The sequence below is a fragment of the Stenotrophomonas sp. 28608_Sma genome, from assembly GCF_056486185.1.
In genome coordinates, this window is sequence record NZ_CM151308.1 from 4,013,496 (window position 1) to 4,039,054 (window position 25,559).

The 25,559-nt window shown below is 66.2% G+C and carries 21 protein-coding genes; 5 read left to right on the forward strand and 16 right to left on the reverse strand.

Annotated elements, in window-relative coordinates; genetic code table 11:
- Window positions 1–2: 2 nt before the first annotated feature.
- The 8 genes from ACZLHH_RS19045 to gap form a co-directional block, all read right to left on the reverse strand.
- Entirely contained in the window at window positions 3–1,151 is a 1,149-nt protein-coding gene (locus ACZLHH_RS19045; protein ID WP_049400593.1) for a hypothetical protein, read from the reverse strand.
- Between the two features lie 129 nt (window positions 1,152–1,280).
- Window positions 1,281–2,285: a class I fructose-bisphosphate aldolase gene (locus tag ACZLHH_RS19050; RefSeq protein WP_010481439.1), complete on the reverse strand. Its 1,005-nt coding sequence runs from the start codon at window positions 2,283–2,285 to the stop codon at window positions 1,281–1,283.
- 196 nt (window positions 2,286–2,481) lie between these two features.
- Window positions 2,482–3,948 carry a pyruvate kinase gene (gene pyk, locus ACZLHH_RS19055; protein ID WP_032127871.1) on the reverse strand — a complete coding sequence of 489 codons (1,467 nt, stop codon included), beginning with the start codon at window positions 3,946–3,948 and terminating at the stop codon, window positions 2,482–2,484.
- Between the two features lie 174 nt (window positions 3,949–4,122).
- Window positions 4,123–4,749 (reverse strand): HAD hydrolase-like protein, encoded by a 627-nt coding sequence (locus ACZLHH_RS19060; protein ID WP_478478790.1) that lies wholly within the window; start codon window positions 4,747–4,749, stop codon window positions 4,123–4,125.
- A 23-nt stretch (window positions 4,750–4,772) separates the two neighbouring features.
- Window positions 4,773–5,948 carry a phosphoglycerate kinase gene (locus tag ACZLHH_RS19065; protein WP_180845218.1) on the reverse strand — a complete coding sequence of 392 codons (1,176 nt, stop codon included), beginning with the start codon at window positions 5,946–5,948 and terminating at the stop codon, window positions 4,773–4,775.
- Between the two features lie 680 nt (window positions 5,949–6,628).
- The gene (locus ACZLHH_RS19070) at window positions 6,629–8,005 is read right to left on the reverse strand and encodes a DUF3999 domain-containing protein (RefSeq protein WP_180845217.1); all 1,377 of its coding nucleotides are present in this window, start codon (window positions 8,003–8,005) and stop codon (window positions 6,629–6,631) included.
- Entirely contained in the window at window positions 8,002–10,677 is a 2,676-nt protein-coding gene (locus tag ACZLHH_RS19075) for a DUF2339 domain-containing protein (protein WP_180845216.1), read from the reverse strand. Before ACZLHH_RS19075 ends, ACZLHH_RS19070 begins: the two co-directional genes overlap by 4 nt.
- Before the next feature lie 125 nt (window positions 10,678–10,802).
- Window positions 10,803–11,807 (reverse strand): type I glyceraldehyde-3-phosphate dehydrogenase, encoded by a 1,005-nt coding sequence (gene gap / locus ACZLHH_RS19080; RefSeq protein WP_032127866.1) that lies wholly within the window; start codon window positions 11,805–11,807, stop codon window positions 10,803–10,805.
- Window positions 11,808–12,000: 193 nt separating this feature from the next.
- Here gap and ACZLHH_RS19085 point away from each other — a divergent pair, with 193 nt between their 5' ends.
- Window positions 12,001–12,630, forward strand: a complete 630-nt coding sequence (locus ACZLHH_RS19085) for an OmpW/AlkL family protein (protein ID WP_019338734.1) — start codon at window positions 12,001–12,003, stop codon at window positions 12,628–12,630.
- A 273-nt stretch (window positions 12,631–12,903) separates the two neighbouring features.
- On the opposite strand, the gene ACZLHH_RS19090 is transcribed toward ACZLHH_RS19085, so the two are convergent.
- Window positions 12,904–13,818 (reverse strand): IS110 family RNA-guided transposase, encoded by a 915-nt coding sequence (locus ACZLHH_RS19090; protein WP_180844144.1) that lies wholly within the window; start codon window positions 13,816–13,818, stop codon window positions 12,904–12,906.
- 620 nt (window positions 13,819–14,438) lie between these two features.
- Between ACZLHH_RS19090 and ACZLHH_RS19095 the strand changes: the two genes are divergently transcribed.
- Window positions 14,439–15,257 carry a S1/P1 nuclease gene (locus tag ACZLHH_RS19095; RefSeq protein WP_010484081.1) on the forward strand — a complete coding sequence of 273 codons (819 nt, stop codon included), beginning with the start codon at window positions 14,439–14,441 and terminating at the stop codon, window positions 15,255–15,257.
- A gap of 11 nt (window positions 15,258–15,268) precedes the next feature.
- Window positions 15,269–16,069, forward strand: coding sequence for an MBL fold metallo-hydrolase (locus tag ACZLHH_RS19100; RefSeq protein ID WP_049400758.1), 801 nt, complete (start codon window positions 15,269–15,271; stop codon window positions 16,067–16,069).
- 57 nt (window positions 16,070–16,126) lie between these two features.
- Here the strand turns inward: ACZLHH_RS19100 and ACZLHH_RS19105 are convergent, their stop codons facing one another.
- The 3 genes from ACZLHH_RS19105 to ACZLHH_RS19115 are packed head-to-tail and all read right to left on the reverse strand — an operon-like array spanning window position 16,127 to window position 18,247.
- Window positions 16,127–16,690 (reverse strand): hypothetical protein, encoded by a 564-nt coding sequence (locus tag ACZLHH_RS19105; protein WP_071229433.1) that lies wholly within the window; start codon window positions 16,688–16,690, stop codon window positions 16,127–16,129.
- A complete protein-coding gene (locus ACZLHH_RS19110; protein WP_180844178.1) occupies window positions 16,687–17,889 on the reverse strand; it encodes a M56 family metallopeptidase in 1,203 nt (400 codons plus the stop codon). The genes ACZLHH_RS19105 and ACZLHH_RS19110 overlap by 4 nt, the downstream gene beginning before the upstream one ends.
- On the reverse strand, window positions 17,882–18,247 hold the full coding sequence (locus ACZLHH_RS19115) for a BlaI/MecI/CopY family transcriptional regulator (protein WP_014648244.1): 366 nt from the start codon (window positions 18,245–18,247) through the stop codon (window positions 17,882–17,884). The genes ACZLHH_RS19110 and ACZLHH_RS19115 overlap by 8 nt, the downstream gene beginning before the upstream one ends.
- 118 nt (window positions 18,248–18,365) lie before the next feature.
- Between ACZLHH_RS19115 and ACZLHH_RS19120 the strand changes: the two genes are divergently transcribed.
- Together ACZLHH_RS19120 and ACZLHH_RS19125 are read left to right on the forward strand one after the other, a co-directional pair.
- Window positions 18,366–18,923, forward strand: a complete 558-nt coding sequence (locus tag ACZLHH_RS19120; RefSeq protein ID WP_049461815.1) for a flavin reductase family protein — start codon at window positions 18,366–18,368, stop codon at window positions 18,921–18,923.
- A gap of 34 nt (window positions 18,924–18,957) precedes the next feature.
- Window positions 18,958–20,910 carry an acetyl-CoA hydrolase/transferase C-terminal domain-containing protein gene (locus tag ACZLHH_RS19125; protein WP_180844177.1) on the forward strand — a complete coding sequence of 651 codons (1,953 nt, stop codon included), beginning with the start codon at window positions 18,958–18,960 and terminating at the stop codon, window positions 20,908–20,910.
- Window positions 20,911–20,997: 87 nt separating this feature from the next.
- Here ACZLHH_RS19125 and ACZLHH_RS19130 read toward each other — a convergent pair whose 3' ends face one another.
- The 4 genes from ACZLHH_RS19130 to ACZLHH_RS19145 form a co-directional block, all read right to left on the reverse strand.
- Window positions 20,998–21,303, reverse strand: coding sequence for a HigA family addiction module antitoxin (locus ACZLHH_RS19130; protein ID WP_014038309.1), 306 nt, complete (start codon window positions 21,301–21,303; stop codon window positions 20,998–21,000).
- 11 nt (window positions 21,304–21,314) lie between these two features.
- On the reverse strand, window positions 21,315–21,593 hold the full coding sequence (locus ACZLHH_RS19135; RefSeq protein ID WP_049422655.1) for a type II toxin-antitoxin system RelE/ParE family toxin: 279 nt from the start codon (window positions 21,591–21,593) through the stop codon (window positions 21,315–21,317).
- 306 nt (window positions 21,594–21,899) lie between these two features.
- Window positions 21,900–23,897 carry a transketolase gene (gene tkt / locus ACZLHH_RS19140; RefSeq protein WP_049461813.1) on the reverse strand — a complete coding sequence of 666 codons (1,998 nt, stop codon included), beginning with the start codon at window positions 23,895–23,897 and terminating at the stop codon, window positions 21,900–21,902.
- 336 nt (window positions 23,898–24,233) lie between these two features.
- On the reverse strand, window positions 24,234–25,553 hold the full coding sequence (locus tag ACZLHH_RS19145; protein ID WP_032127858.1) for a dicarboxylate/amino acid:cation symporter: 1,320 nt from the start codon (window positions 25,551–25,553) through the stop codon (window positions 24,234–24,236).
- Between the last annotated feature and the right edge of the window lie 6 nt (window positions 25,554–25,559).

Sequence of the window (25,559 nt, forward strand, 5' to 3'; positions counted from 1 at the left end):
CCTCAACGGCTGGCTGCTTCCACCGCAGCAGCGGCGTCATCGGCCACGGCAGCAGCTGCATCCGCAGCGGCGCGTGCGGCCGAGGCGGCAGCACCGTCGGCGCTGGCACCTTCGACCTGCACGCGCACTTCCACCAGGCCCGCACCGTTGTTCAGGCTGGACACGTCGACGGTGTAGTGACCGGCCGGCAGCGTCTCTTCCAGGCGTGCATTGGTGCCATTGCCACCGTCGTCGTCGGTCAGCTCGACGTCGCCGCCGACCACGCGCAGCACGGTATCGACCTGGCTGGAAATCGCATCCAGACGCACGTCGGCCGGACGATCCAGGGTCAGCAGGAAGCGGCGGCGGCCTTCGTTGTCGAGCATGGTGTACGCGCTGCCCGACTTCGGCAGTGCCGTGCCATCGCGATCCACCAGGTTGCCTGGCAGTTCAATGCGGGTGGCCGACAGGGTGAACATGCCATTGACGCCGTCGCCGAGGCCGCGTGCAGTCAGGGTGTACTTGCCCGGCTTCAGCGAGAGGTTCAGGCGCGAGTTGGTGCTGTCGCCGCCGTCATCGTTCTCGGCATCCACGCCCTGGCCGGACAGCTTCAGCACCGGATCGAAGACATCCGAGACCAGGCGGATCTCGTACAGGCCCGCCTTCTCCACCTGCAGGGTGTAGTCCTGCGAGTTGCTGGCCAGCATATCGACGATCTCACCACTGCCCACCAGCGGCTTGCCGTCGTACGGCTTCAGCTTCTCGGCGCGCAGGCGGTACGGACCAAAGGCGCTCGGACCGTTGGCGTTGACCGCCACCTGGTAGGTGCCGCCACCGTTGGCACGGAAGGCCAGCGAGACATCGCCTTCGCGTTCGTAACCGGTATTGCTGGTGGACACCAGGCTGCCGTTGTTGAACACGGCGATCGAACCGGTCAGTGCCCCGGTGAGCTTCAGGCCGACCAGTTCCCTGTCTTCCAGCTTGATCTGGTACAGCTGGTGATGGCTGCCGTCGTTGAAGTTGATGCCGCTGCGCGAGGTGATCTCGCCGGACACCGGCTTGTCGAAATCGAGCGACGCAGCCTTGCCTGCGTCACCACCGCCACCGATGCGGTTGCAACCGCCGGCGATCAGGACCGTGGCGACGGCCAGTGTGATTGCTGCCAAACGCATGTTTTTTCTCCTTGGCCTTCCATGTATGTCCCGCACACCGGCCCGGTGCGTGGGGGCGGAAAAGATACCCGCAAAAGCAAACGCCGGCGTGATGCCGGCGTTGCCCTGTTCATCCTGCGATGGGACGGATCAACCGTTCCACTTGCCCAGCGCGGCCAGGCCGTTGTCCTTGGCGCGCTCGTACACGGTCTTCTGGGCGGCAGCGTAGTTGCCCTTCATGTCCTTGGCCCACAGCTTCAGCGCGGCCTGCTGCATGGCGCGGCCGTAGGAGAAGCTCAGCGGCCACGGCAGGTTGCCCAGCTGGTTCATCGCGTTCAGATGCTCGGTGGACTGCTCGTCGCTCTGGCCACCGGACAGGAACACCACGCCCGGCAGGATGGCCGGCACGGTGCTCTTCAGACACATCACGGTCGACTCGGCCACTTCCTCGACGTCGGCCTGCTCATCGCAGCCCTTGCCCGAGATGACCATCGAGGCCTTCAGGATGGTGCCTTCCAGCAGCACGTTCTGCTGGTACAGGGCATCGAACAGCGAACGCAGGGTGGCTTCGGTGACTTCGTAGCAGGTCTCGATGTCGTGGTCGCCGTCCATGATCACTTCCGGCTCGACCATCGGCACCAGGCCGCATTCCTGGCACAGGGCGGCATAGCGGGCCAGCGCGTGGGCGTTGGACTCGATGCAGGTGCCCGACGGAATGCTTTCGCCGATGTTGATCACCGCACGCCACTTGGCGAAGCGCGCACCCAGCTTGTAGTACTCCTGCAGGCGCTCGCGCAGGCCGTCCAGGCCTTCGGTCACCAGCTCGCCCGGGCAGCCGGCCAGCGGGTGCGCACCCTTGTCCACCTTGATGCCCGGAATCATGCCGTGGTCGGCCATGTACTTGGCGAACGGCACGCCGTCCTTGGTCGACTGACGGATGGTTTCGTCAAACAGGATCGCGCCGGAAATGTGCTCGTTGAGCTTCGGCGTGGTCAGCAGCAGTTCGCGGTAGGCACGACGGTTCTCCTCGGTGTTCTCGATACCGACGCCAGCGAAACGCTTGGCGATGGTAGCGGTGGATTCGTCGATCGCGATGATGCCCTTGCCCGGGGCAACCATGGCCTGGGCGGTTTCAGCCAGCTGTTCGATGCTCATGTACTTCCTGTGGCGGGTGCGGGAAAAACGTAAGTATAGCCCCGCCGCCCGTTGCACCGACGTGCAGGGCAGTCTGGAAACGATTCCAATGTCCGCACCGAACAGGCGATGTCCTGTTGCGCCGGGTCACGACCCCTTCGGGGATCTGACCCCGGCTCGGACCCGCGCAGCGGCTCCGACCCGGGGCCGACTGGGTTTACAGATCGCCCAGGCCGCTGGCGCGGCCGTCTTCGCCCACTTCCAGCAGGCGCAGGGTGTTGGTCGCGCCCAGGGTTTCCATGTGCTCACCGCTGGTGAACACGACGCGGTCACCGGCCTGCAGCAGTTCGGCTTCCACCAGCAGGCGGATGCTGCCGCGTGCGGCTTCACGCGGGGTCAGGCCACGGCTGTCGAAGTTGATCGGGTAGACATCGCGCATCAGCGCCATCTGGCGGCGTGCACCGTCGTGGCGGGTGACCGCGAACACCGGCGCCTTGGCGCGGAAACGCGACAGGTAGCGGGCGGTGCCACCGGATTCGGTCATCGCCACGATCGCGCGCACGCCCACGTGCTGCGACAGGAACATGGTGGCCATGGCAATGGCCTGGTCGGCACGTTCCAGGTTGCGCGGCGAGGCGTTGAAGTCGGTCTCGGTCTGGAACTGGCGCTCTGCACCCAGGCAGATGCGCGCCATCGCTTCCACCGCCTTGACCGGCCAGGCACCGGCAGCGGTCTCGGCCGACAGCATCACCGCGTCCGTGCCATCGATGACCGAGTTGGCCACGTCCAGCACTTCGGCACGGGTCGGGATCGGGCTTTCGACCATCGACTGCAGCATCTGCGTGGCGGTGATCACCACCTTGTTCTGCGCCAGCGAGGCCTTGATGATCTTCTTCTGAAGGCCCGGCAGTTCGGCATCGCCGATTTCCACGCCAAGGTCGCCACGGGCCACCATCACCACGTCGCTGGCCTCGACGATCTCTTCCAGGTTCTCGATCGCCTCGGTGCGCTCGATCTTCGACACCAGCGCGGCATCGCAGCCGTGCGAGCGGGCGATCTCACGCGCGTCGTTCATGTCCTGCGCATTGCGGCAGAACGACACGGCGATGAAGTCGACACCGATCTTGGCGACGATGCCGATCAGTTCCTTGTCGCGCTCGGTCAGCGCGCCCAGCGACAGGCCACCGCCCTGCTTGTTCAGGCCCTTGCGGTCGGACAGCACACCGTCGTTCAGTACGGTGTTGATGATGCGTTCGCCCTGCACTTCCACCACCTGCAGCTGCATCAGGCCGTCGTCGAGCAGCAGCACATCGCCCGGACCCACGTCCTGCGGCAGGCCGAGGTAGCTCACGCCCACCTGGGTGGCGTCACCCGGGCCGGCGCTGGTGCTTGCGATCAGGTCGAAGCGGTTGCCCGCCTTCAGCTGTACCTTGCCTTCGGCGAAGCGCTCGATGCGGATCTTCGGGCCCGGCAGGTCGGCCAGGATGCCCACTTCCACGCCCACGCGGGCCGCGGCAGCGCGCACTTCGGCAGCACGCTTGGCCTGGCCGGAGGGATCGCCATGGCTGAAGTTCAGGCGCACCACGTTGACGCCGGCGCGGAACAGATCCTCCAGCACGCCCGGCGGATCAGTGGCCGGACCGAGGGTGGCAAGGATCTTGGTGCGACGCTGACGCTCGAACATGGTGAATGGGCCTCTCCCGATAAAGCACGGAAATTAGCACATCCTTCACGCCGCATGTATACGGTTACAGCCTTGTGCGGCCTGACTTCGCGGGTCATGGAACGGACATTGTCCGGACATACGCTGGCGCAGGGAGTTCTGTGGAGCCGAGCATGGGCTCGGCTCCACAGGAGGCTAGGCCAGCAGCGTTTCCAGCTGTACCGGCTCACGGGCGAGCTGGCCAGCACCGGCGGCAGTGAGTTCCTCCTCACCACCAAAGCCCCACAGCACGCCGACACTGCGCAGGCCGTGGTGGCGTGCGCCTTCGATGTCCATGCGGCGGTCGCCGATCATCCAGCACTGCGCAGGCTGCACCTGCAACCGACGCAATGCTTCGCCGACCAGTTCCGGCTTGTGGCTGCGCGAGCCATCCAGGGTCGAACCGACGATCTCCTCGAACAGCCCGCCGAACGGCAGGTGGGCAAGGATGCGGCGCGCGTGCGGCTCGTTCTTGGCAGTGACCACCGCCAGGCGATGGCCACGACCATGCAGCGTGCGAAGGGTGTCTTCCACCTGCGGGTACACCGTGTGCTCGCGCCAGCCCTCGACGTCGAAGCGCTCACGGTAGTAGCCCACCGCCTGTTCCACCCGCGCCGGTTCACCGAACAGCGGCGCGAAGGTGGTGCGCAGCGACGGACCGATCCAGCCCAGCAGGGTCTCCTGCGGTGGCACCGGATGGTCCATCTTCTGCAGCGCATAGGCGATGCAGGCGGTGATACCCACCTGCGAATCGATCAGCGTGCCGTCCAGGTCGAAGAACAGGACATCCTAGCTGCGATCGGCACTCATGCGCCGCGCGCGTCGAGTGCGGCCACCGCCGGCAGGGTCTTGCCTTCCAGGAATTCCAGGAACGCACCGCCACCGGTGGAGATGTAGCTGACCTGCTGGGCGATATCGAACTTGTCGACCGCGGCCAGGGTGTCGCCGCCACCGGCGATGGAGAACGCCGGCGAACTGGCGATGGCACGGGCCAGCGCTTCGGTGCCCTTGCTGAAGGCCTCGAATTCGAACACACCGACCGGACCGTTCCAGACCACGGTACCGGCCTTCCCGATCAGCTGCGCGTACTGCGCCGCGGTCCGCGGGCCGATGTCCAGGATCAGGTCGTCTTCGGCAACGGCGTCGACCGCCTTTACTTCGGCAACCGCGTCCGGCATGAACTGCTTGGCGGTGACCACGTCCACCGGCAGCGGGATATCGGCGCCACGCGCCTTGGCATCGGCCACGATCTTCTTCGCGGTGTCCAGCAGGTCCGGCTCGTACAGCGACCTGCCGACGTTGTAGCCGGCGGCAGCGATGAAGGTGTTGGCGATGCCACCACCGACGATCAGCTGATCGACCTTGCCGACCAGGTTGGCCAGCAGTTCCAGCTTGGTGCTGACCTTGCTGCCGGCGACGATGGCCAGCAGCGGCTTGGCCGGTGCATCCAGCGCCTGCGCCAGCGCGTCCAGTTCGGCCATCAGCAGCGGGCCACCGGCAGCGACCGGGGCGAAGCGGATGACGCCATGGGTCGAGGCCTGCGCACGGTGCGCGGTGCCGAAGGCATCCATCACGAACACATCGCACAGGGCGGCGTACTTCTTCGACAGGGCTTCATCGTCCTTGCCCTCGCCGACGTTCATGCGGCAGTTTTCCAGCAGCGCCAGCTGGCCCGGCTGCACGTCGACACCGTCGACCCAGTCGCGCACCAGCGGAACCTCGCGACCAAGCAGCTCGGACAGGCGCTGGGCCACCGGCGCCAGCGAATCGGCCTCGCTCCACACGCCTTCCTTCGGGCGCCCCAGGTGCGAGGTGACCATCACCGCCGCACCCTGCTCCAGCGCGCGCTTGAGCGTCGGCAGCGAAGCGGTGATGCGCTGTTCGGAGGTGATGCGGCCATTCTCGATCGGCACGTTCAGATCCTGGCGGATCAGCACGCGCTTGCCGGAGAGGTCGAGGTCGGTCATGCGGACGATGGACATGGGCAACTCTTTGGCTCAGGGACGGGATGCCGGGCTACGGCAGACGGCCATTGTATCGGGTGCGGGTGGTGGGAGGGCCGATGCCTGCGGCAGGCAGAGGCGCACGGCAACGGCAACGGCAACAGCAACGGCCGAAGCCAAAGCGCTGGCGCCTTGTGATGCTGGGGCTGGGCCGGGGTGGTGTGGGCTGGCAGGGGACGCCGTAAACCCGTCCTTGGGGGCTTAGCCGCGCCATCCATGGCGCGGATACCCCTGCCAGCCCACACCACCCCGGCCTAGACAGGTTCATGAGGTGATGCGGATGGCAAAGGCAAAAGCAGTTTCTGATGTCGGATGGAGAAAGAAGGGGTCAGATCCGTTTTCCTGCGGAAAACGGATCTGACCCCGATGGCCGTCTCCGCGAACAGCAGCCGAGCGTGGGCTCGGCTCTACAAAGAGCGCGCAGCCAAGCTGCTTTTGCTTTTGCTCTTCATTTTTTTCTTCCGTGGGTGGACGCACACGGAAACCGTCAGAGGCCGGGCGGGTGGGCTGGGCAGGGGTATCCGCGCCATGGATGGCGCGGCTAAGCCTCCAGGGACGGATTCACGGCGTCCCCTTCCCAGCCCACCCGCCCGGCCAAGCACGGCTGTTGCTTTACACGACCAACCCCACCCACGAGGGGCTGCGCCGTTCGCCGGAACCTACGCCGAAGGCGCCGGCTTCTGCCGAAGCAGACTGACCGCCAGGCCGCCAACAACCAACACACCCAGCCCCAGCAACGCCCACAGCAGCCACGACTTCCAGTCGTGCTGCGGCTTCAGTGCCGACTCACCGGCCAGCGGCTCCGGGCTGCCTTCCAGGCGCGCCAGCGTCGGCTGCCACGACGGATCATTGCGTTGCCGCAGCTCCTCGATCAGCACACCGATCGGCGCCTCCATCCGGCGCGCAGTCGAGCTGCCCACCGCCAGGGCATACGGCGCCGCGCCCTGGCTCAGGAACACCAGCACTTCCGGCTGATAACCCAGACGCAGGGTTGGAGCCGTCGCCGTTTCAGCCGGATTCGCTACCAGCTTCCAGTAACGATCCCGATGCACGCCGCCCAGCGGCTGCGCGGCCGATTGCTGACGCTGGCCTTGGGCGCCCTGCTGCAGCTGATAGGCAATCCACGGTGCACTACGGCGCTGCCATTCCGCGCTCTCGTCATCGCGGCTGAACAATGTCCACTGCACCAGGCTGTTGTCGGTGCTGGCCACGTCAGCGCGCGCCGCCGGGAAGCGGCCATCCATCTCGAAGGTGTATTCGCCCTTGCGCTTCGAGGTCGGTTCCAGCGACAACCACTCCCACGGCAGTGTGGCCGGTGCCGGTGGCAGCTCGGCCAGTACGCTACGCAACGTTGGCAGACGGGCATCGCCCTGCGCCAGCACACGCAGATAGCGCGCTTCACCATCCACCTGCAGACGGCGCTGCAGCAGGCGCTTGCCGGCGCGCTGCAGATCCACCAGCGGAATGTCGAGGCCAATCGCACGCCAGTGCTGCAGGTCGTCGCTGACGTCCAGCTGCACCTGTGCCTGCAACGGTTGGCCACTGTCCGCCCAATCCAGCACCAGTGCCGCCAATGGTTGCTGGCCGAGCACGCTGGCATCGATCAGCCAACCGCCCTGCCCGTTCGCTACCGCACCACCACCCACACGCGCCTCGACCCGGCGTACGCGACCATCGGTATCGCGCTCGGTCAGCAACTGCAGGTCGTTGCGCTGCGCTTCGGCCAGCGGCGGCAACGCGAACCACGGCAGCTCACGCTGCACCGGCGGCTGTGCCAGCGGCTGGTCCGGCGCCAGCAATGCCGACGGCAACGATTGGCCGGCGGCATTGAACACCTGCACATCGCCCAGGTCCGCACTACCGGCGCGACGGTAGATCGCCGGTTCCAGCACAACACGGTAGGCACCCGATTGTGCGCTGGACAACGTCAGCGGCCACTGCTCGGCGTACTGGGTACGGTAATCGGCGGCCTGTGCGGTGACGGCGGCCAGCATGCCGAACATCGCCGGCAGCAGCGCCCTGCTCCACGTCTTCATTGTTTTTCCTCCACGGTCGGCGCCGCGCTCGGCGGTGCCGGTGCCAGATAACCCACGACCGTGCACAGCAGGCCGTAGGCGATGAACGATGCGATGCCCAGCAGGTTGCCCAGGTGCTGGCGATCGACGATGACCAGCTTGGCCAGCACCACGCCCATCAGTACCGCACCCACCATCCACAACACGCGCTGGCCACGGCGCGAGCCCCACACCCAGGCAATCACGCCGAGCACGCTCCACAGCACGGTCAGGCTGGTCTGCGCCAGGCTGAAGCGCATCATCGACGCGTTCCACGACAGGCCGCCCCACTGATGCACGCCATGCAGCACAACGCTGGTCAGCGCGACGAAGGTTGCCAGTGACAGCAGCGGCACGCGGATACCCAGCAGCGCCTGCGGCGCCTGATCGCTGTACAGCCAACGCGCCAGCAGCAGCAGGCTCAGCCACTGCCCGATCTCCGCCGGATTCAACACCGGCAGCCACAGCAGCGGCGCGGCATCGCCCGGCAACAGCTGGCCGGACAGCCAGCCGATCGACAACAGGCCGAACAGCACGCACTGCAGCGGCTGGCGCACGCGATCGAACGCCTCACCCAGCGGCCAGCGCAGCGCATTCCAGCGCCACAGCGACAGCGCCGCCATCAGCAGCCACGGCAGCGTCACCAGCAACGTGGTCCAGCCCTGTGCCAGCCCGGCTTCACCACCGCCCCACAGGGCCAGCAGCGAAAGCAGCGACGGCCACAGCAGCCACCACAGGAACTGCGCGATGCGTGCCACGGTGTCGCCGCCCTGGCGCAGGCACAGCAGCGTGCGCACACCCAGTACCGCGAACGCCGCCCAGGCCAGCGCACCGTAGCCGGCGAACGGTTGCTGGTGCGCATCGCTCTGCATCAGCGCCAGCGGGAAGCCCAGCGCCAGCATCGTCAGTGCGGTCATCCCCAGCGCACGCGCCGGCTGGCGGCGCTGCACCTCGGCGGCCAGCCATGCGGTCACCGCAGCCAGCACCAGCAGTGCATCCACTTCGGTGCGGTACGGGAAGAACCGGGTGATCTCGTGCACCAGGCCACCCAGCCACCACAGCAGGCCCCACAGGTAGTAGACCAGGGCAATCTCGTGGCGCTGCCTGCGCTGGTAGCTCCAGGCCGACGCGAAGCCGGCAACGGCCAGCAGCAGTGCACCGATCGCGGTCGGGTTGAGCAGGAAGCGCAGGTCCTCATGCCAGTGATCGCCACCGGCCACGAAAGCGAACGCCGCGCCCATCTGCAACAACGCACCGGACACCTGCGGCAGCCAGCGTTTCTGGCGCAGGCCCAGCCAGGCCAGGCCTGCACCTTCCAGCGCGAACACCGCGCCGGTGGCACGCGCCGACAAGGCCAGCGGCACCGCCAGCGTGGCGAAGCCCACCGCCAGCACCGCATGCGACTGCGCCAGCACGGTGTACGACGCGCGCGCAATCAGTGCCCGCGCCAGTACGGCGTAGATCGCCGCCAGGCCCAGTGCGCACAGCGCCAGCGTCATCGGCTGCTCGTGCAGCATGCCGGCCTGCAGCGAGAAGGCGACCAAGGGCGTACCGAACACCAGGCTGCCGTCGACCAGGTCACGCCGCCCGGCGGGCTGCCGGCGTGCGTACAGCAGCGGGATCAGCAGGTAGAAGGCGAAGAACAGCAGCAGGAACGGCTCGGTGCTGCTGAACTTGTCCGGCGCGTACTGCAGCACGCCCCAGAACGTACCGATGCCGAAGGTGAAGGCGAAGCCCAGCAGGTTCAGCGCGCGCCACGGCCGGAACCAGGCAATGGCGAAGATGCCGGCGTTGAGCACCGCGTAGTAGCTGAACAACCCCACGTGGTTGCCGCTGCCGGTGGACAGCCACAGCGGTGCCATGAAGCCTGCGAGGATGCCCAGCACCGCCAGCGTGCGCGAGTTCTGCACCACCGCCAGCACGCACAGCCCGGCCACCAGCGCGATCGAACTGGCGAAGGCAAACCCGGGGTTGAGCAGCTCGAACCGCTTGAACGCGGCGAAGATGGTCAGCAGCAGCACGCCGATGGCACCGCCCTGCAGCGCCAGTGCGAACAAGCGCCGGCGGTCGCGCTGATGCCAACCGAACGCCAGCAGGCCCAGCGCACCCACGGTGACACCGGCCAGGCGCAGCTCGATCGGCAGCACCAGCCAGCCCTGGTCACTGACGTACTTCAACAGCGCGGCAACACCGGCCAGCAGCACCAGCATGCCGATCTTGACCGGCACGTTGCCCTCGGTGAACCAGCGCTTGACCGCTCCGATGCCGCGCTCGATGAAGTTCGGCAGCGTCGGTTCGGAAGGCAACGGCGGCTGCACTGGCACGGGTGGCACCGGCGGTGGTGCGACCGGGCGCAGCGCCTCCGCTGCCGCAGGCACCGGTTCGTGCACCGGCGGCGGCGTTGGCTGGGGGGGAGGCGGCGCGGCAGCCGCCACCGGCCGCAGGAACGGTGGATCGGCACTGGCCGCAGGCATGGGCGCAGCCCGTTCTGGTGCAGGCTCGGCTGCAACCGGACGGGCGGCCGGCGCGGCGGCCAAGGCACCTTCCAACGCGGCCACACGGCGGCGCAGGCCGGCAATCATCACCAGCGCCACCACCAGCAGCAGCGGGATGGCCAGCAGAACCAGCACCACCAGGGCTATCAATGCTTCCATTGCATGCTTCCATTGCAATCCCGCGCCCCAGCGGCAGCGGTCGACCGCCCCATGCTACGACAGGGCTGGCCCCATAAACGACGAACCCCGGCCAGGCCGGGGTCCGTGCGCGATCTTGGCCGGCCTTACTTGGCGGCGACGACCTTGGCCATTTCCAGGCACTTGTTCGAGTAGCCCCACTCGTTGTCGTACCAGGTGACCAGCTTGACGAAGGTGCCATCCAGGGCGATGCCGGCTTCGGCGTCGAACACCGAGGTGCAGGTCTCGCCGCGGAAATCGGTGGCCACGACCTTGTCTTCGGTGTAGCCCAGGATGCCCTTCAGCGGGCCTTCGCTCTGTGCCTTCACTTCCGCGCAGATCTCGGCGTAGGTGGCTTCCTTTTCCAGCTCGACGGTCAGGTCGACCACCGACACGTCCGAGGTCGGGACACGGAAGCTCATGCCGGTCAGCTTCTTGTTCAGTTCCGGGATGACCACGCCGACGGCCTTGGCCGCACCGGTGGACGACGGAATGATGTTCTCCAGGATGCCGCGGCCACCACGCCAGTCCTTGTTGGACGGGCCATCGACGGTCTTCTGGGTAGCGGTAGCCGCATGCACGGTGGTCATCAGGCCACGCTTGATGCCCCACTTGTCATTGATGACCTTGGCCAGCGGGGCCAGGCAGTTGGTGGTGCACGACGCGTTGGAGACGATCGCCTGGCCGGCGTAGGTCTTGTCGTTCACGCCGTAGACGAACATCGGGGTGTCGTCCTTCGACGGGGCCGACATGATGACCTTCTTGGCGCCGGCATCGATGTGCTTCTGCGCGGTTTCCTTGGTCAGGAACAGGCCGGTGGATTCGATCACCACGTCCACGTCCACTTCGTTCCACTTCAGGTTGGCCGGGTCGCGTTCCTGGGTCAGGCGGATCTTCTTGCCGTTGACCAGCAGGTCGTTGCCCTGCACCGCCACGTCAGCCTTGAAACGGCCGTGCACGGAGTCGTACTTGAGCATGTACGCCAGATAGTCCGGCTCCAGCAGATCGTTGATGGCCACGATTTCGATGTCGTCGCCGAAGTTCAGCACCGCCGAGCGCAGGACGTTACGCCCGATGCGACCGAAACCGTTGATACCAACCTTGATTGCCATGTTCTCAAGCTCCTGCGGCCGCGACGGGTGCGGCGGGATGGATAGGGCCCACAAGTCTAGCAAACCGGGGCTGGCCACCGCCGGCCAGCCCCGGCAGGCAGCAGGCCGGCGGACAGGATTTGATCCGGATCAAAGCGTTAGCGCGATGTGAGGCCGAGACTGGCCGCATCCACCCAGCAACGAGATCACCCCCATGCGCAAGACCTCCCCCCTGATCGTGGCCAGCCTGGCCGCCGCCCTGTCCCTCGCCGCCGCCCCGGCCATGGCCCAGTCCAAGGGCGACTGGACCCTCTCCGCCGGCGTGCACCAGGTGGCCCCGAAGTCGAACAACGGCTGGCTGGCCAACCACACCCTGAAGGTCGACGTCGACAACGACGTCAAGCCGACCATCACCGGTGAGTACTTCATTGCCGACAACCTGGGCATCGAAGTGCTGGCCGCGCTGCCGTTCAAGCACGACATCAACATCAACGGCCTGGGCCGCGTGGGCAGCACCAAGCAGCTGCCGCCGGTGGTGACCGTGCAGTACCACTTCAACAGCAAGGGCAAGGTGTCGCCGTTCATCGGTGCGGGCGTGAACTACACGACCTTCTTCAGCGAAGACACCACCGGTGCGCTGAAGGACAGCCGCCTGAAGCTGCAGGATTCGTGGGGCCTGGCCGCGCATGCGGGCGTGGACTTCGCGATCGGCGAGAAGGGCGCACTGCGCGTGGACATGCGCTGGATCGACATCGACAGCAAGGTGAAGTTGAACGGCGAGAAGATCGGCACGGTCAACATCGATCCGCTGGTCTACGGCGCTTCGTACGTCTTCAAGTTCTAAAGCGGCGTGTTGAGCGCGGGGGCTTCGCCCCCGCTCCCCCGCTACATGCAAAACCCTCGCAGCATGTTGCCCCGGTGATTGCCGGGGCTTTTTTTGTTTGCGCGAAAAGCACCGGCATCTGGAATTGGGCGGAGAGGGTGGGGTGATCGGGACACGCCGTAAATACGTCCCTGTAGCAACTGTGTTGCTGGAGAGTCTCAGGCCCGTCAGGTAAACGGGCACGGTAGTGCCGGCCGCTGGCCGGCAGCCTTTGGTCTTTCGCCCTGGCTCGCCTCAGGCGGGGACTAGCTCGCTTTCAGCGTCGCGCACACGGGCGTTGAGGATGACCAGCATCTTCCGCATTACTGCCACGATGGCCACCTTGCCTTCCTTGCCGCGGGCTCGTAGCGACTGGTAAAAATCGCGCAGCCGAGGTTCATGCCGCATGGCCGACATTGCCGCCATGTAGAGCACTTGCCGGATTTCGGCTCTTCCACCGTGGATGCTTCGTTTTCCTCTCATCGTGCCGCTGTCGTGGGACATCGGGGCTACCCCGACCAGGCTGGCGATGCGCTTGCCAGTGATCCTGCCAAGCTCTGGCAGATAGCTGGCTAGAACTGCCTGCAGCACAGGCCCTACGCCCTTCATCGACTTCAGCATCTTCAGTTGAGGCTGCTGACCAACCTGCTCGACGATCTGCTTGCCCAGACGCTCAACCAACGTTTGTAGGCGGGTGATGTTGCCCTGCAGTAGTCGGCGCAGTTCACGATCAAGCACCATTTCCTGCTGCTGCCGCGCGATGGTCAGGGCGTCCATCGCCTGCCGACGTGCCCGAACGAACTCCCGCATCTTCTGCTGCCAAGACTGCAGCGGCTGATAGGGAGGCAGCTTCACCAGGGCGGCCATCTGCGCCAACGCGTAGGCATCCAAACGGTCGGTTTTGGCAATCTGACCCAACCCCTGAGCCAGTTTCCGGGCGCGCAAGGCATTGGCACGGACCACCGGATGACCGGCCTTGTGCAGGAAATCCAGCACCGGCTGCTCATAGCCACCTGTGGCTTCAAGCACGATCTGGCGGGTCGGACGCTTCTTCAGCCAAACATCCAGTTCAGAAAACCCGGAGCGGTTGTTGCCGACCTGCAGGGTTTCTCCGTCCGTCGTACCGATATCCAGCTGACGCTTGCTGACATCAATCCCGATCCCGTTCATCACCTGACTCCGTATAGTCTGGAAGGGTCGAGAGCTCCCCCGCTTGCCCAGTCTTATCGCTTCGAGTGGTCGCTCCAGCAACTGTTCGGGCGGATCAAGGGAGATTCCGGCGTGGGCGCCAAGCTACATGGCGATCGTCGCGATCCTGGTTACGGATCGTCGAGATCTAGGCTCGCACGGCGGCCCACGCCGGCTCTCGACGCCTACGCTGCCAGATTCCGATCAGATAAGGCTCGATCGCCGCATCCATGCGGCGAACGGTCCCGATCACCCCACCCTCTCCACCCTTCCCATCTGCGCGCGCGTGCCAGCTCAAGCAAAGGCAAGAGCAGAAACAGAACCTGAACATCCGAGGCGTAGTGGTTGCCTGTAATTGCAGGAGGCCGATTTTGATCCTGCATTTGTTTTTGATGTTGCCTTTGACGTTTGCATCCGTCTTCGCGGCCATGTTTGGAGGGGAGCGCAGCGGGAGGGGCGGCGGGACCGTTGGTGCCATGGATGGCGCCATCGAGCCCCCATGGATGGGTTTACGGCGTGTCCCGCCGCCCCTCCCGCTGCGCCCCCCCTTCAGAACAGGAACGCGCCGCTCTTCAATCCACCTACCCCGCTAGAATGTGCGCATGAAAGCCCTGCACTCTCTGTTCCTCGCCGCCGCCCTGGCGCCGGCCCTGCTGTCCGTCTCCGCCCCCGCCCATGCCTGGGGCGCGCAAGGCCACCGTCTGGTCGCCGAAGTCGCCGACGCCCGCCTCAACCCCACCGCCCGCGCCGAAGTGGACCGCCTGCTGGCCACCGAACCGGATGCCACGCTGGCCAGCATCGCGCCGTGGGCCGACCAGCTGCGCGCCAAAGACCCGGGTCTGGGCCGTCGCTCGGCCGGCTGGCACTACGTCAACATCGCCGAAGACAACTGCCACTACGAAGCACCGAAGCACTGCAAGAACGGCAACTGCATCGTCGAGGCCCTGAAGGCACAGAGCGCCATCCTCGGCGACCGCAGCCTGACCGACGGCGAGCGCCTGCAGGCGCTGAAGTTCGTCGTGCACCTGGTCGGCGATATCCACCAGCCGATGCACGCCGGTTACGCCCACGACAAGGGCGGCAACGACTTCCAGCTGCAGTTCGGCAACCGCGGTACCAACCTGCACTCGCTGTGGGACAGCGGCATGCTCAACACCCGCAAGCTGGACGACGCCGGCTATCTCCCGCTGCTGCAGAGCCAGCGCGCGCCGAAGCTGGCGCGCCAGTCCAACCCGCAGCGCGACCCGCAGACGTGGGCCGAAGCCAGCTGCCGCATTTCCATGCAAGCTGGCGTTTATCCGGCCACGCGTAAAATCGGTGACGAATACACCGAGCGCTACCGGCCGCTGGCCGAAGCGCAGCTGCGACTGGCCGGTGAGAACCTGGCGCAGTTGCTGAACCGCGTGCTCGGCACGCGCTGAGGAGAGTTCCGATGCCGGTCCAGGTGCAGTCGTTCTTCCACCGTGACAGCAACACCTTCAGCTATCTGGTCAGCGACCCGGCCAGCGGCGAGGCAGCGCTGATCGACCCGGTCCTGGACTACGACCCGGATACCGACGCCAGCAGTGAAGCGCCGCTGCATGCCGCGTTGCAGGCCATCGAACAACAGGGCCTGCAGCTGCGCTGGCTGCTGGAAACCCACGCCCACGCCGACCATGTGTCGGCCGGGCGCCGCCTGAAGGAGCGCTTCCCGCAGGCCACGCTGGCCATCGGCGAAGGCATCCGCGCGGTGCAGGCCACCTTCGCACCGCGCTATGGGCTGCAGCTTCCGGCGGCCGATGACATCTTCGATCACCTGTTCAGCGATAGCGAAACCTTTGCTCTGGGCGAACTGCGCTGTCAGGTGATCGCCGTGCCCGGCCATACCAGCGACAGCATCGCCTACCTGATCGACGATGCGCTGTTCACCGGTGACTCGCTGTTCATGCCCGACGGCGGTACCGCCCGCTGCGACTTCCCGGGTGGCGATGCCGCGCAGTTGTACCGTTCAATCCAGCGCCTGCTGGCGCTGCCCGATGCGACGCGCGTGTTCGTCTGCCACGACTACGGTCCGGGTGGTCGTGCATTCGCCAACGAGACGACCATCGGCGAACAGCGCGCACACAACATCCACGTGCATGACGGCGTGGCCGAGGCGGAGTTCGTCAGCGTGCGCCAGGCACGCGACGCGACGCTGGAAGAACCCAAGCTGATGCAGCCCGCGGTGAAGGCCAACATCCAGGGCGGGGCCTGATCCACGCCGCTGCGCTCGCCGGGCATGGCCCGGCGCTGCCCCGGTCATCGCAAGCGGTCATTTTCCCTGCGTACGCACCATGTGCTGTCCCTTCACGATCTCGAAGGTAAAGGCATACTGCAGGGTGACCGCCACCGGCTCGACGCGCTCGGCGCCGCGACAGTCGCCACGGTCGGCAGGCACCTTGCCAGCCGCGAAGTGGCAGACCGCTGCGGACGAGTACTTCCACATCGCCACGGCTTCCTGCGCCGCCTGCAGCAGGGGCGCATTCTCGCCTGCAGCACCTGCCGCGCACTCAGGGCGATCGGTCAGCGGCACGCTGCGTTCGACACTGCCCTGTGCATCAACCACCACCTGCAGGCAGATGGTGGTCGGTGCCAGCTCCGCACGCGGGTCACGATCACCGACCTCCGGATCCGGCGCCGCGTACAACTGCGGCATCCGGTAGCCCTCGCTCGCGCCCAGCGAATACGTCTGCACTTGCCCGCTGCCGCCACCGGCCTGCGGCTGCAGGCGCTGATGGCCGACATTCTCGCTGCGGGTATCAACGGTGGTCAGGCGATCCTGGGTCGCGCATCCTGCCAACAGCGCCGCCATCATCAACAGCGGCGCGGTCTTCACTGGGAGTCCTCGGTGTTGTCCATGGCATAGGTGATCGGAATCTTCACAGCCCCTGCAACGGGCTTTCCGTTCTTTATCGCCGGACGATAGGTCCAGCTCCGCGCAGCGGCGATCGACACCGCATCGAACACACCCGGATTGGTTGCGCTGAGCACTTGGACGTCAGTCGGATGGCCCTTGGCATCCACTTCCACGCGCAGGTTCACCACGCCCACCTGTCGCTGTTCGAACGCGGACTTCGGATAGGACGGCGGCGACATCTTGTCGACCTCTATCTCCCGATCCATGGCGGCCACTGTCTGGCCGTCTGCGGCTGCACCGCCCTGGCTGGCCCACGCCACCGCGCCCATTCCCAGACACAACCCGACCACCAGCACCTGCCCCGACACCCACGGCAATGCCTTCCGCTTGGACTGCTTCAACATGGCGATACGCTCCTTCAACACGGGTTGGCTGCGCCAATGGCAGACCGCTGGCGCAACCGGATGGACCAGCTGCGCCTTCAGCAGCGTGCTGGCGTAGAGACCGCGCAGCGCAGGCTGCGGGGCAATGGTGCGGGAATCGCAGGCCAGCTCCTGGTCACGCAGGAATCGGCGGGAGGCCCACGGCAGAAGCGGATGGAACCAGAACACCGCGCGTGCCATCAGCAGCGCCCCATTGGCCCAGTGATCGCCATTGCGACGGTGGCTGCGCTCGTGCTGCAGGATCAGGCCCTGCTCCTGTGCGGTGAACTGCTGGTCGAAATCCGGGCCTACCACGATGCGCGGCCGCCACAGGCCGACCAGCGCGGGCAGGCCCGGGTCAGCGCTGGCCTGCCAGCTGCCATCGGCGCGTGCACACAGTTGGCCCATGCCACGTTCAAAGCGCCACTGCGCACGTAGATCGCGTAGCAGACAAAGGACCGCCCCCAGCATCCATGCCAGCAGCAACAGCCCGGCCCACGGCAACGACTGCCCTGCCATGCCTTCGACGGCGCCGGGTACCACTTTCAGCGGCAGCGTCGGCACATGCTCCAGAAGTGCCACCTGCGGCAACGGCAGCATCAGTGCCAGCAGCAGCAACGGCAGCAGCCACCAGCTGCGGTAGGCCAACGCCACGCCCCCCAGCCGCACCAGCAAGGGTCGCAGCACCGCCAGCACGACCACGCCCACCGCCAGCCACAGGCTGGCCTGCCACAGCCCATCGAGCAGCTCAGTCATGGTCCAGCTCCTGGATCAGTTTCTTCAGTTCGGCGATGTCCTGCGCACTCAACTGGCCGCGTTCGCTGAAGTGCGCAACCAACGGCGCAACGCGCCCTTCGAAGACACGACCAATGAAGTCCTGGCTCTGCGCCTCCACCCAGGCCTGCCGCTGCAGCAGCGGCCGGTACAGGTAGCGCCGGCCATCGCGCTCGGCAGTAATCGCGCCCTTGGTCAGCAGGCGGTTGAGCAGGGTCTTGATGGTCGGCTCGGCCCAGTCACGGTGGGCCAGTGCGGCGACCACGTCATCGGCGCTACGCGGTGCCTGCTGCCATAGCACTTCCATCACAACGGCTTCGGCTTCGCTGATCGGGGTCATGGTTTACATCCGTAATCGACCACCCGATTACGCGCGTAATCGAATCGTCTGTCAAGCACCTCGACTCCAGGTTCATCCCGGCTGCGCCAGCATCGATTCCTCCCGCCCCAGGCCCCGGATGAAAGCGCTGCCCAAGAAGGAATTCCCGGTCGAGCAGGCCCGCCGCTTCCTCGAACCCGGGCCGGTCGTGCTGGTCAGCACCGCCTGGCGCGGCCAGCGCAACCTGATGACGATGGGCTGGCACATGGTGATGGGCTTCTCGCCTTCGCTGGTCGCCACCTTCCTGTGGGACGCAAACCACAGCCATGCGCTGGCGCGTGGCAGCGGCGAGTGCGTGATCAATGTGCCGGGGGTGGAACTGCTCGATACCGTGGTGGACATCGGCAACTGCAGCGGCCGCGAGGTCGACAAGTTCGCCCGTTTCGAGCTTGATGCGCTGCCCGCGCGCGAGGTCGGCGCGCCGCTGGTCGGCCAATGCCATTCGTGCTTCGAATGCCGCTTGTACGACGACAGCCAGGTGGCGTCGAACAACCTGTTCATCTGGGAAATCGTGCGCGCCCATGTTGCGCCCCGGCCGAAACTACCGCGCACGATGCATTACCGGGGCGATGGGCAGTTCATGGTGTCCGGCGCCGAAGTCTCGCGTCGACGGCGGTTCAAGCCCGACATGCTGTAATGCCCGCACTCCCCCACACGCAGGACCGCCGCGCATGACCGAACACCTCACCGACCTGGACGCCGCCGTCGACTGGTTGTTTGCGCGCGTGGACGGGCCGCTGCGGATCGGGGCACCGCTGGCACTGGGCAAGCCGCATCGGCTGCTCAATGCCCTTTACGCACGCGTCGAGCACGATCCGTCGCGGCCGCTGCAGCTGTATACCGCGCTGTCGCTGAACCCGCCGAAGGCGCGCGGCAACGGCCTGGAAGCGCGCTTCATGGCGCCGTTCGCGCAGCGCCATTTCGGCGACGATTTCCCGCGCCTGGCCTATGCCGATGCGATCGCGCGCGACACGTTGCCGGCACATGTGCAGGTGGAAGAGTTCTACATGCAATCCGGCGCCCTGCTCGGCTCGCGGCAGGCGCAGTCCAGCTATACCAGCCTGAACTACACCCACGCCGCCGATGCGGTGGCGCAGCGCGCGCCGCAGGTGATCGTGCAGAAGGTGGCGATGCGGCCGAACGACCGCCGGCTCTCGCTGTCGTGCAACAACGACATCACCCAGGACACGCTGGATGCGATGACCGCTCGCGGGCTGCCTCGCCCGCTGCTGATCGCCGAGATCGATCCGCAGCTGCCCTATCTGGGCGGCTCGGCTACGGTCGATGTGTCGTTCTTCGATCTGGTGATCACCCCGCCACCGCCGTATCCGGCGCTGTTCGGCCTGCCGCGGCAGCCGGTCGGCGATGCCGACTACGCGATCGGCCTGTATGCCAGCACGCTGGTGCGCGACGGCGGCACCCTGCAGATCGGCATCGGCACGCTGGCCGACGCGCTCAGCCATGCGCTGGTGCTGCGCCACACCGACAACGCCCGCTACCGCCGCGTGCTGCACGCGCTGGATCCGCAGCTGGTCAGCCATCCGCTGGTGCAGGAGATCGGCGGCGTGGACCCGTTCGAAGTGGGCCTGTACGGCTGCAGCGAGATGCTCAACGAGGGCTTCCGCCGGCTGGTACAGACCGGCGTGATCAAGCGCAAGGTGCACGATGACCTGGCGCTGATGCAACGCATCGAGAACGGCAGCACGCTGTCCATCGACCACGCCACCCTGGCTGCCGAGGGCGAGTATCTGCATGGCGCCTTCTACCTGGGCTCGCCGGAGTTCTACGAGTGGTTGCGCACGCTGCCGGAAGACGAATGCCGTGCGATCGGCATGCGCCGCATCAGCGAGATCAACCAGCTGTACGGTGGCAACGAGACACTGGAACGCCTGCAACGCCGCCACGCGCGCTTCTTCAACTCCTGCATGATGGCCACCGCGCTGGGCGCGGCGGTGTCGGATGCGCTGGATGATGGACGTGTGGTGTCCGGCGTGGGTGGTCAGTACAACTTCGTGGCGATGGCACATGCGCTGCCGGAAGCGCGCAGCGTGCTGATGTTCCGCGCCGCGCGCGATGACAAGGGCCAGCGCGAATCCAACGTGCGCTGGAACTACGGGCACACCACCATCCCACGCCACCTGCGCGACATCTACCTCAACGAATACGGCATCGCCGACCTGCGCGGCCTGACCGACGAGGACTGCGTGCATGCGATGACCGCAATCACCGAGGCCCCGTTCCAGGGCGGCCTGCTGCAGCAGGCACACGCCTCGCGCAAGCTGCTGGCGGCCACGCAACCGGATCCGCAGCGGCAGCAGCGCAACACGCCGCAGGCTCTGTCCGCGGCACTGGCACCGTTCCGCGTCGATGGCAGCCTGCCCGACTATCCGTTGGGCAGCGACTTCAACGAGATCGAGCAGGTGCTGGTGAAAGCGCTGGGCTGGCTGAAGGCCAACACGCAGACCCGCGGCGACAAACTGCGTACCGTCTGGGCAGCGCTGCGGCAACCGGCTGGCGACGGCGATGCGGTGTACCTGCAGCGCATGGGCCTGCAGGCACCGAAGGATTTCGGCGAGCGCCTGGACGCGCGACTGCTGCGCCTCGCACTGGCACGCACCACCTGAAAAAGGGGACGGAGGGGATTAAGTCGTTTGTGCACAAACGACTTAATCCCCTCCGTCCCCTTTTTCTCATCCACGCATGGCGTAGATCTACCGCTCTATCCTCACTGCATCCTCAAGATACAGACGGGCAATCGGTGGATGCGCTCGATGCTCGACCTGCCACAGGTCGTATGCCGCCTGCATCGCCAGCCACATGCGGGCATTGCCCAGACCTGCAAGCTCAAGGCGGAATGCAAGTTCCGCGGAGATGCCAGCGTGCCCGTTGATGATGGTCGACAGCTGTCCGCGCGAATAGCCAAGATGCTGCGCCAGCGCACTGATCGACATGCTTATCGCCGGCAGGATGTCTTCGCGCAGCGACTCTCCGGGATGCGGTGGATCATGCAACGGCATCGAGCAGACTCCTAGTGGTAATCAAGGTAATCGACCAGTTCGACGTCCAGCCCACGAAAGCGGAACACCAATCGCCAACTCGCCGAGACACTTACAGCCCAGTAGCCGCTATAGCTCCCGCGCAGGGGGTGCAGGCGATTTCCGGGCAGCCCCATGTCTCCAGGCAGCCGGGCTTGATCCAGCTGCAGAAGCAAACGCCGCAACCGAGCCACATGATCGGCACGGACTCCGGACATGTCGCCCCGCTCATAGAGCGCCTTCAGGCCCTTGTGCCTGAAGCTGACGATCATGCGGCGCCAGTGTAAGGCATCACCTTACACCCCGCAAATCCACCATGGGTTTCTGCGCCGCTCTTCTTGTCCATGACTACTTCCGGGGGTACCTCGGCAGGCCCTCCTTTTCGCAAGGAATGCAGGCTAGATGAAGAGGCCAACGCGACACTGGTGCCGCAGGGCGCAACATGCCGGACGAAAAAAGGGACGGAGGGGATCAAGTCGTTTGTGCACAAACGACTTAATCCCCTCCGTCCCCTTTTCTCTCGAGCAAAGGAAAGGCCGGCGTGCGCCGGCCTTTCCCTTCCTGCTTCGCGAGGCTGCTTACAGCGCCTTGGCCGCTTCCACCACGTGGGCGGTGGTGATGCCGAAGTGCTTGTACAGCTGGTCGGCGGGGGCCGAGGCACCGAAGGTGTCGATGCCGATCACCGCACCGTCCAGGCCGACGAACTGGCGCCAGAAACCGGTAACGCCGGCTTCCACCGCAACGCGCTTGCGCACGGCGTTCGGCAGCACCGATTCACGGTAGGCCGCATCCTGGCGCAGGAACACGTCGGTGGACGGCATCGAGACCACGCGGGTCTTGAGGCCGGCCGCGTCCAGCTGGGCCTTGGCTTCGGTCGCCAGCGAAACTTCCGAACCGGTGGCGATCAGGATCACGTCCGGGGTACCGGCGGCATCGGCCAGCACGTAGCCACCGCGCTCGATCTGGGCGATCTGCTCGGCGTCGCGCGGCTGGTGCGGCAGGTTCTGGCGGCTGAACACCAGGCAGCTCGGACCATCCTGACGGGTGATCGCAGCCTTCCAGCTCACCGCCGACTCGACCGCATCGCACGGACGCCACACGTCGTTGTTCGGGATGTAACGCAGCGAAGCCAGGTGCTCCACCGGCTGGTGGGTCGGGCCGTCTTCGCCCAGGCCGATCGAGTCGTGGGTGTAGACGTGGATGGCGTGCGCCGGAATCAGCGCGCTCATGCGCACGCCGTTGCGGGCGTAATCGCTGAACACCAGGAAGGTGGCGTCGAACGGAATGAAGCCGCCGTGCAGGGCCAGGCCGTTGGCAATGGCGGTCATGCCGAACTCGCGCACGCCGTAGTACACGTAGTTGGCGTTGGCGTCGTCGCTGGCGACCGACTTGCTGCCCTTCCACAGGGTCAGGTTGGAGTGCGCCAGGTCGGCCGAGCCACCGACGATTTCCGGCAGCAGCGGGGCGTAGGCTTCGATGGCCAGCTGCGAGGCCTTGCGCGAAGCGATCGTCGGGCCTTCAGCGGCCACCTGGGCGATGTAGGCATCGGCCTTGGCAACGAAGTCGGCCGGCAGCTCGCCGTGCGAACGGCGGGTCAGCTCGGACGCTTCAGCCGGGTACTGGCTGGCGTACTTGTCGAACAGCTGTTCCCACTCGGCCTGGCGCAGGGTGCCGGCGCCATTGGCGCGCCAGCCGTCGTAGATCGCCTGCGGAATCTCGAACGGACCGTATTCCCAGCCCAGCTGCTTGCGGGTGGCTTCCAGTTCGTCCTTGCCCAGCGGTGCGCCGTGGCTGGATTCCTTGCCCGCCTTGTTCGGCGAACCAAAACCAATGGTGGTGCGGCAGCAGATCAGGGTCGGCTTGTCGCTCTGCGACAGCGCGGCCTCGATGCCGGCCTTGATGCTTTCCGGGTCGTGGCCATCGACATCGCGCACGACGTTCCAGCCATAGGCCTCGAAACGCTCCGGGGTATTGTCGGTGAACCAGCCCTCGACGTTGCCGTCGATGGAGATGTGGTTGTTGTCCCAGAAGCAGACCAGCTTGTGCAGGCCCCAGGTACCGGCCAGCGAAGCGGCTTCATGCGACACGCCTTCCATCAGGCAGCCATCGCCCATGAACACCCAGGTGCGATGGTCGACCACTTCCAGCTCCGGGCGGTTGAAGCGCTGTGCCAGCAGCTTCTCGGCCAGGGCGAAGCCCACGGCATTGGCGAAACCCTGGCCCAGCGGGCCGGTGGTGGTTTCCACGCCCGGGGTCTCGTGGCGTTCCGGGTGGCCGGCGGTGTGGCTGCCCAGCTGGCGGAACAGCTTCAGCTGCTCGATCGGCAGGTCGTAACCGCTCAGGTGCAGCAGCGCGTACTGCAGCATCGAACCGTGGCCGTTGGACAGCACGAAACGGTCGCGGTTGAACCAGTGCGGGTTGCTCGGGTTATGGCGGAGATAGTCGTTCCAGAGGACTTCGGCGATGTCGGCCATGCCCATGGGCATGCCGGGGTGGCCGGACTTTGCGGTTTCAACCGCATCGGCGGCAAGGAAGCGGATGGCGTTGGCCAACTGGCGACGGGTAGGCTGCGTCATGGTTCTGTCGGAATCGGGAGGCGGCCGCGGACGTGCGGGCGGCCTATTGTCCCATAGTCGCCGGGCGGGGGGTCGGTTCACCTTGCCCGGTCGTGCCGGCCGCTGGCCGGCAGTTGCGCAGAATTCAATGAAGATCATGAAGTTGCCGGCCAGCGGCCGGCACTACCGCCCCCGGAGTCCGGGGGCTGCGCCATAGGCGCGGGGGTGTGGAAGCCGGTAAGGGGGGCCCACGATTCGCATCGCGAAACGTGGGAGCGGCAGCGCGCATGCGATGACGCGTACCCGGCCAGCGGCCGGCACTACCCGCCCCCGGAGTCCGGGGGCGGGAATCCGGTCTCAGTCCTGCTGCGGGCCCAGCGCCGGGCCGTCGTGGGACTCACCCTTGGCCACCAGGGTGGTCAGGGCCAGGTCGCCGGTCACGTTCAGCGCGGTACGGCACATGTCCAGGAAGTGGTTCACGCCCAGGATCAGGCCGATGCCCAGCGGGTTCACGCCCACCATCGCGCAGATCATCGCCACCACCGGCAGCGAGCCTGACGGCACGCCGGCCGTGCCGATGCCACCGAGGATGCAGACCGCCATCACCATGATCTGCTGGCCGATGCTCAGGTCCACGCCGAAGAACTGGGCCAGGAAGATCACCGTCACGCCCTCGAACAGCGCGGTGCCGTTCTGGTTGGCGGTGGCGCCCACTGTCAGCACGAAGCGCGACACGCGCTGCGGCAGGCCCATCTGGTCGGCCACGCGCAGCGCGGTCGGCAGGGTGGCGTTGCTGGAGGCGGTGGAGAACGCCATCACCGTCGCTTCCTGGGTATCGCGGAAGAACGACAGCGGCGAACGACCGGACAGCCATACGGCCGTACCGTAGCTCACCACCATGTGCAGGCCGAGTGCCAACACCACCACGCCCACGTAGGCACCGAGGCGGATGATCAGCTCGAAGCCGAACAGCGCGGCCAGGTTGAACATGAAGCAGGCCACCGCATACGGGGCCAGGCGGATGACCAGGTTGATCAGGGTCATCGAAATTTCGAACACGCCTTCGATGGCGCGGCGCAGCGGGGCGACCTTCTCGTTGTCGGTCAGCACCATGCCGATGCCGAACATCAGCGCGAAGAACATCAGCGACAGGATCGCGCCGTTGTCAGACGCGGCCTGCAGCACGTTGCTCGGCACGATCGACAGCAGCATGTCCATGCCCTTCGGCGTGCCGTGGATGCCCGCGACAATCTCCTTGCTGCGCTCGGCGTTCTCCGACAGCATCATCGCAGCGACCTGCGGGTCGACGCCCACACCCGGCTTGAGCAGGTTCACCAGCACCAGCCCGATGCCCACGGCAATGCCGGACAGCAGCACGGTATAGGCCAGGGTCTTCCAGCCGATGCGGCCAAGGGCGCGGATGTCGCCCATCTCCGACACACCCATGATCAGCGCCGAGAAGATCAGCGGCACGATCAGCATGAAGATCAGGTTGAGGAACAGGCCCGACGCCGGGGTGGTGATGTAGTCCATTACCCACTTGGCACCGGCCTGCAGACCATCGACGCTGCCGCCCAGGGCGTGCACGATCAGTCCCAGGATCAGGCCGATCGCAAAGCCGATGCCCATCTTCCAATGCAGGGGCAACTTCTTCTTGTCGGCAGCAGCTGCTGTCATGCGCGG

What these genes read in the sequence shown, in the direction of transcription:
- ACZLHH_RS19070 (WP_180845217.1), bottom strand. Translation starts at nt 8,005, where the DNA reads ATGAAGACGTGGAGCAGGGCGCTGCTGCCGGCGATGTTCGGCATGCTG.
- ACZLHH_RS19090 (WP_180844144.1), bottom strand. Translation starts at nt 13,818, where the DNA reads ATGAACGGGATCGGGATTGATGTCAGCAAGCGTCAGCTGGATATCGGT.
- ACZLHH_RS19130 (WP_014038309.1), bottom strand. Translation starts at nt 21,303, where the DNA reads ATGCCGTTGCATGATCCACCGCATCCCGGAGAGTCGCTGCGCGAAGAC.
- ACZLHH_RS19085 (WP_019338734.1), top strand. Translation starts at nt 12,001, where the DNA reads ATGCGCAAGACCTCCCCCCTGATCGTGGCCAGCCTGGCCGCCGCCCTG.
- ACZLHH_RS19135 (WP_049422655.1), bottom strand. Translation starts at nt 21,593, where the DNA reads ATGATCGTCAGCTTCAGGCACAAGGGCCTGAAGGCGCTCTATGAGCGG.
- ACZLHH_RS19100 (WP_049400758.1), top strand. Translation starts at nt 15,269, where the DNA reads ATGCCGGTCCAGGTGCAGTCGTTCTTCCACCGTGACAGCAACACCTTC.
- ACZLHH_RS19120 (WP_049461815.1), top strand. Translation starts at nt 18,366, where the DNA reads ATGAAAGCGCTGCCCAAGAAGGAATTCCCGGTCGAGCAGGCCCGCCGC.
- ACZLHH_RS19125 (WP_180844177.1), top strand. Translation starts at nt 18,958, where the DNA reads ATGACCGAACACCTCACCGACCTGGACGCCGCCGTCGACTGGTTGTTT.
- ACZLHH_RS19045 (WP_049400593.1), bottom strand. Translation starts at nt 1,151, where the DNA reads ATGCGTTTGGCAGCAATCACACTGGCCGTCGCCACGGTCCTGATCGCC.
- ACZLHH_RS19145 (WP_032127858.1), bottom strand. Translation starts at nt 25,553, where the DNA reads ATGACAGCAGCTGCTGCCGACAAGAAGAAGTTGCCCCTGCATTGGAAG.
- ACZLHH_RS19115 (WP_014648244.1), bottom strand. Translation starts at nt 18,247, where the DNA reads ATGACCCCGATCAGCGAAGCCGAAGCCGTTGTGATGGAAGTGCTATGG.
- tkt (WP_049461813.1), bottom strand. Translation starts at nt 23,897, where the DNA reads ATGACGCAGCCTACCCGTCGCCAGTTGGCCAACGCCATCCGCTTCCTT.
- ACZLHH_RS19110 (WP_180844178.1), bottom strand. Translation starts at nt 17,889, where the DNA reads ATGACTGAGCTGCTCGATGGGCTGTGGCAGGCCAGCCTGTGGCTGGCG.
- gap (WP_032127866.1), bottom strand. Translation starts at nt 11,807, where the DNA reads ATGGCAATCAAGGTTGGTATCAACGGTTTCGGTCGCATCGGGCGTAAC.
- pyk (WP_032127871.1), bottom strand. Translation starts at nt 3,948, where the DNA reads ATGTTCGAGCGTCAGCGTCGCACCAAGATCCTTGCCACCCTCGGTCCG.
- ACZLHH_RS19075 (WP_180845216.1), bottom strand. Translation starts at nt 10,677, where the DNA reads ATGGAAGCATTGATAGCCCTGGTGGTGCTGGTTCTGCTGGCCATCCCG.
- ACZLHH_RS19065 (WP_180845218.1), bottom strand. Translation starts at nt 5,948, where the DNA reads ATGTCCATCGTCCGCATGACCGACCTCGACCTCTCCGGCAAGCGCGTG.
- ACZLHH_RS19050 (WP_010481439.1), bottom strand. Translation starts at nt 2,285, where the DNA reads ATGAGCATCGAACAGCTGGCTGAAACCGCCCAGGCCATGGTTGCCCCG.
- ACZLHH_RS19095 (WP_010484081.1), top strand. Translation starts at nt 14,439, where the DNA reads ATGAAAGCCCTGCACTCTCTGTTCCTCGCCGCCGCCCTGGCGCCGGCC.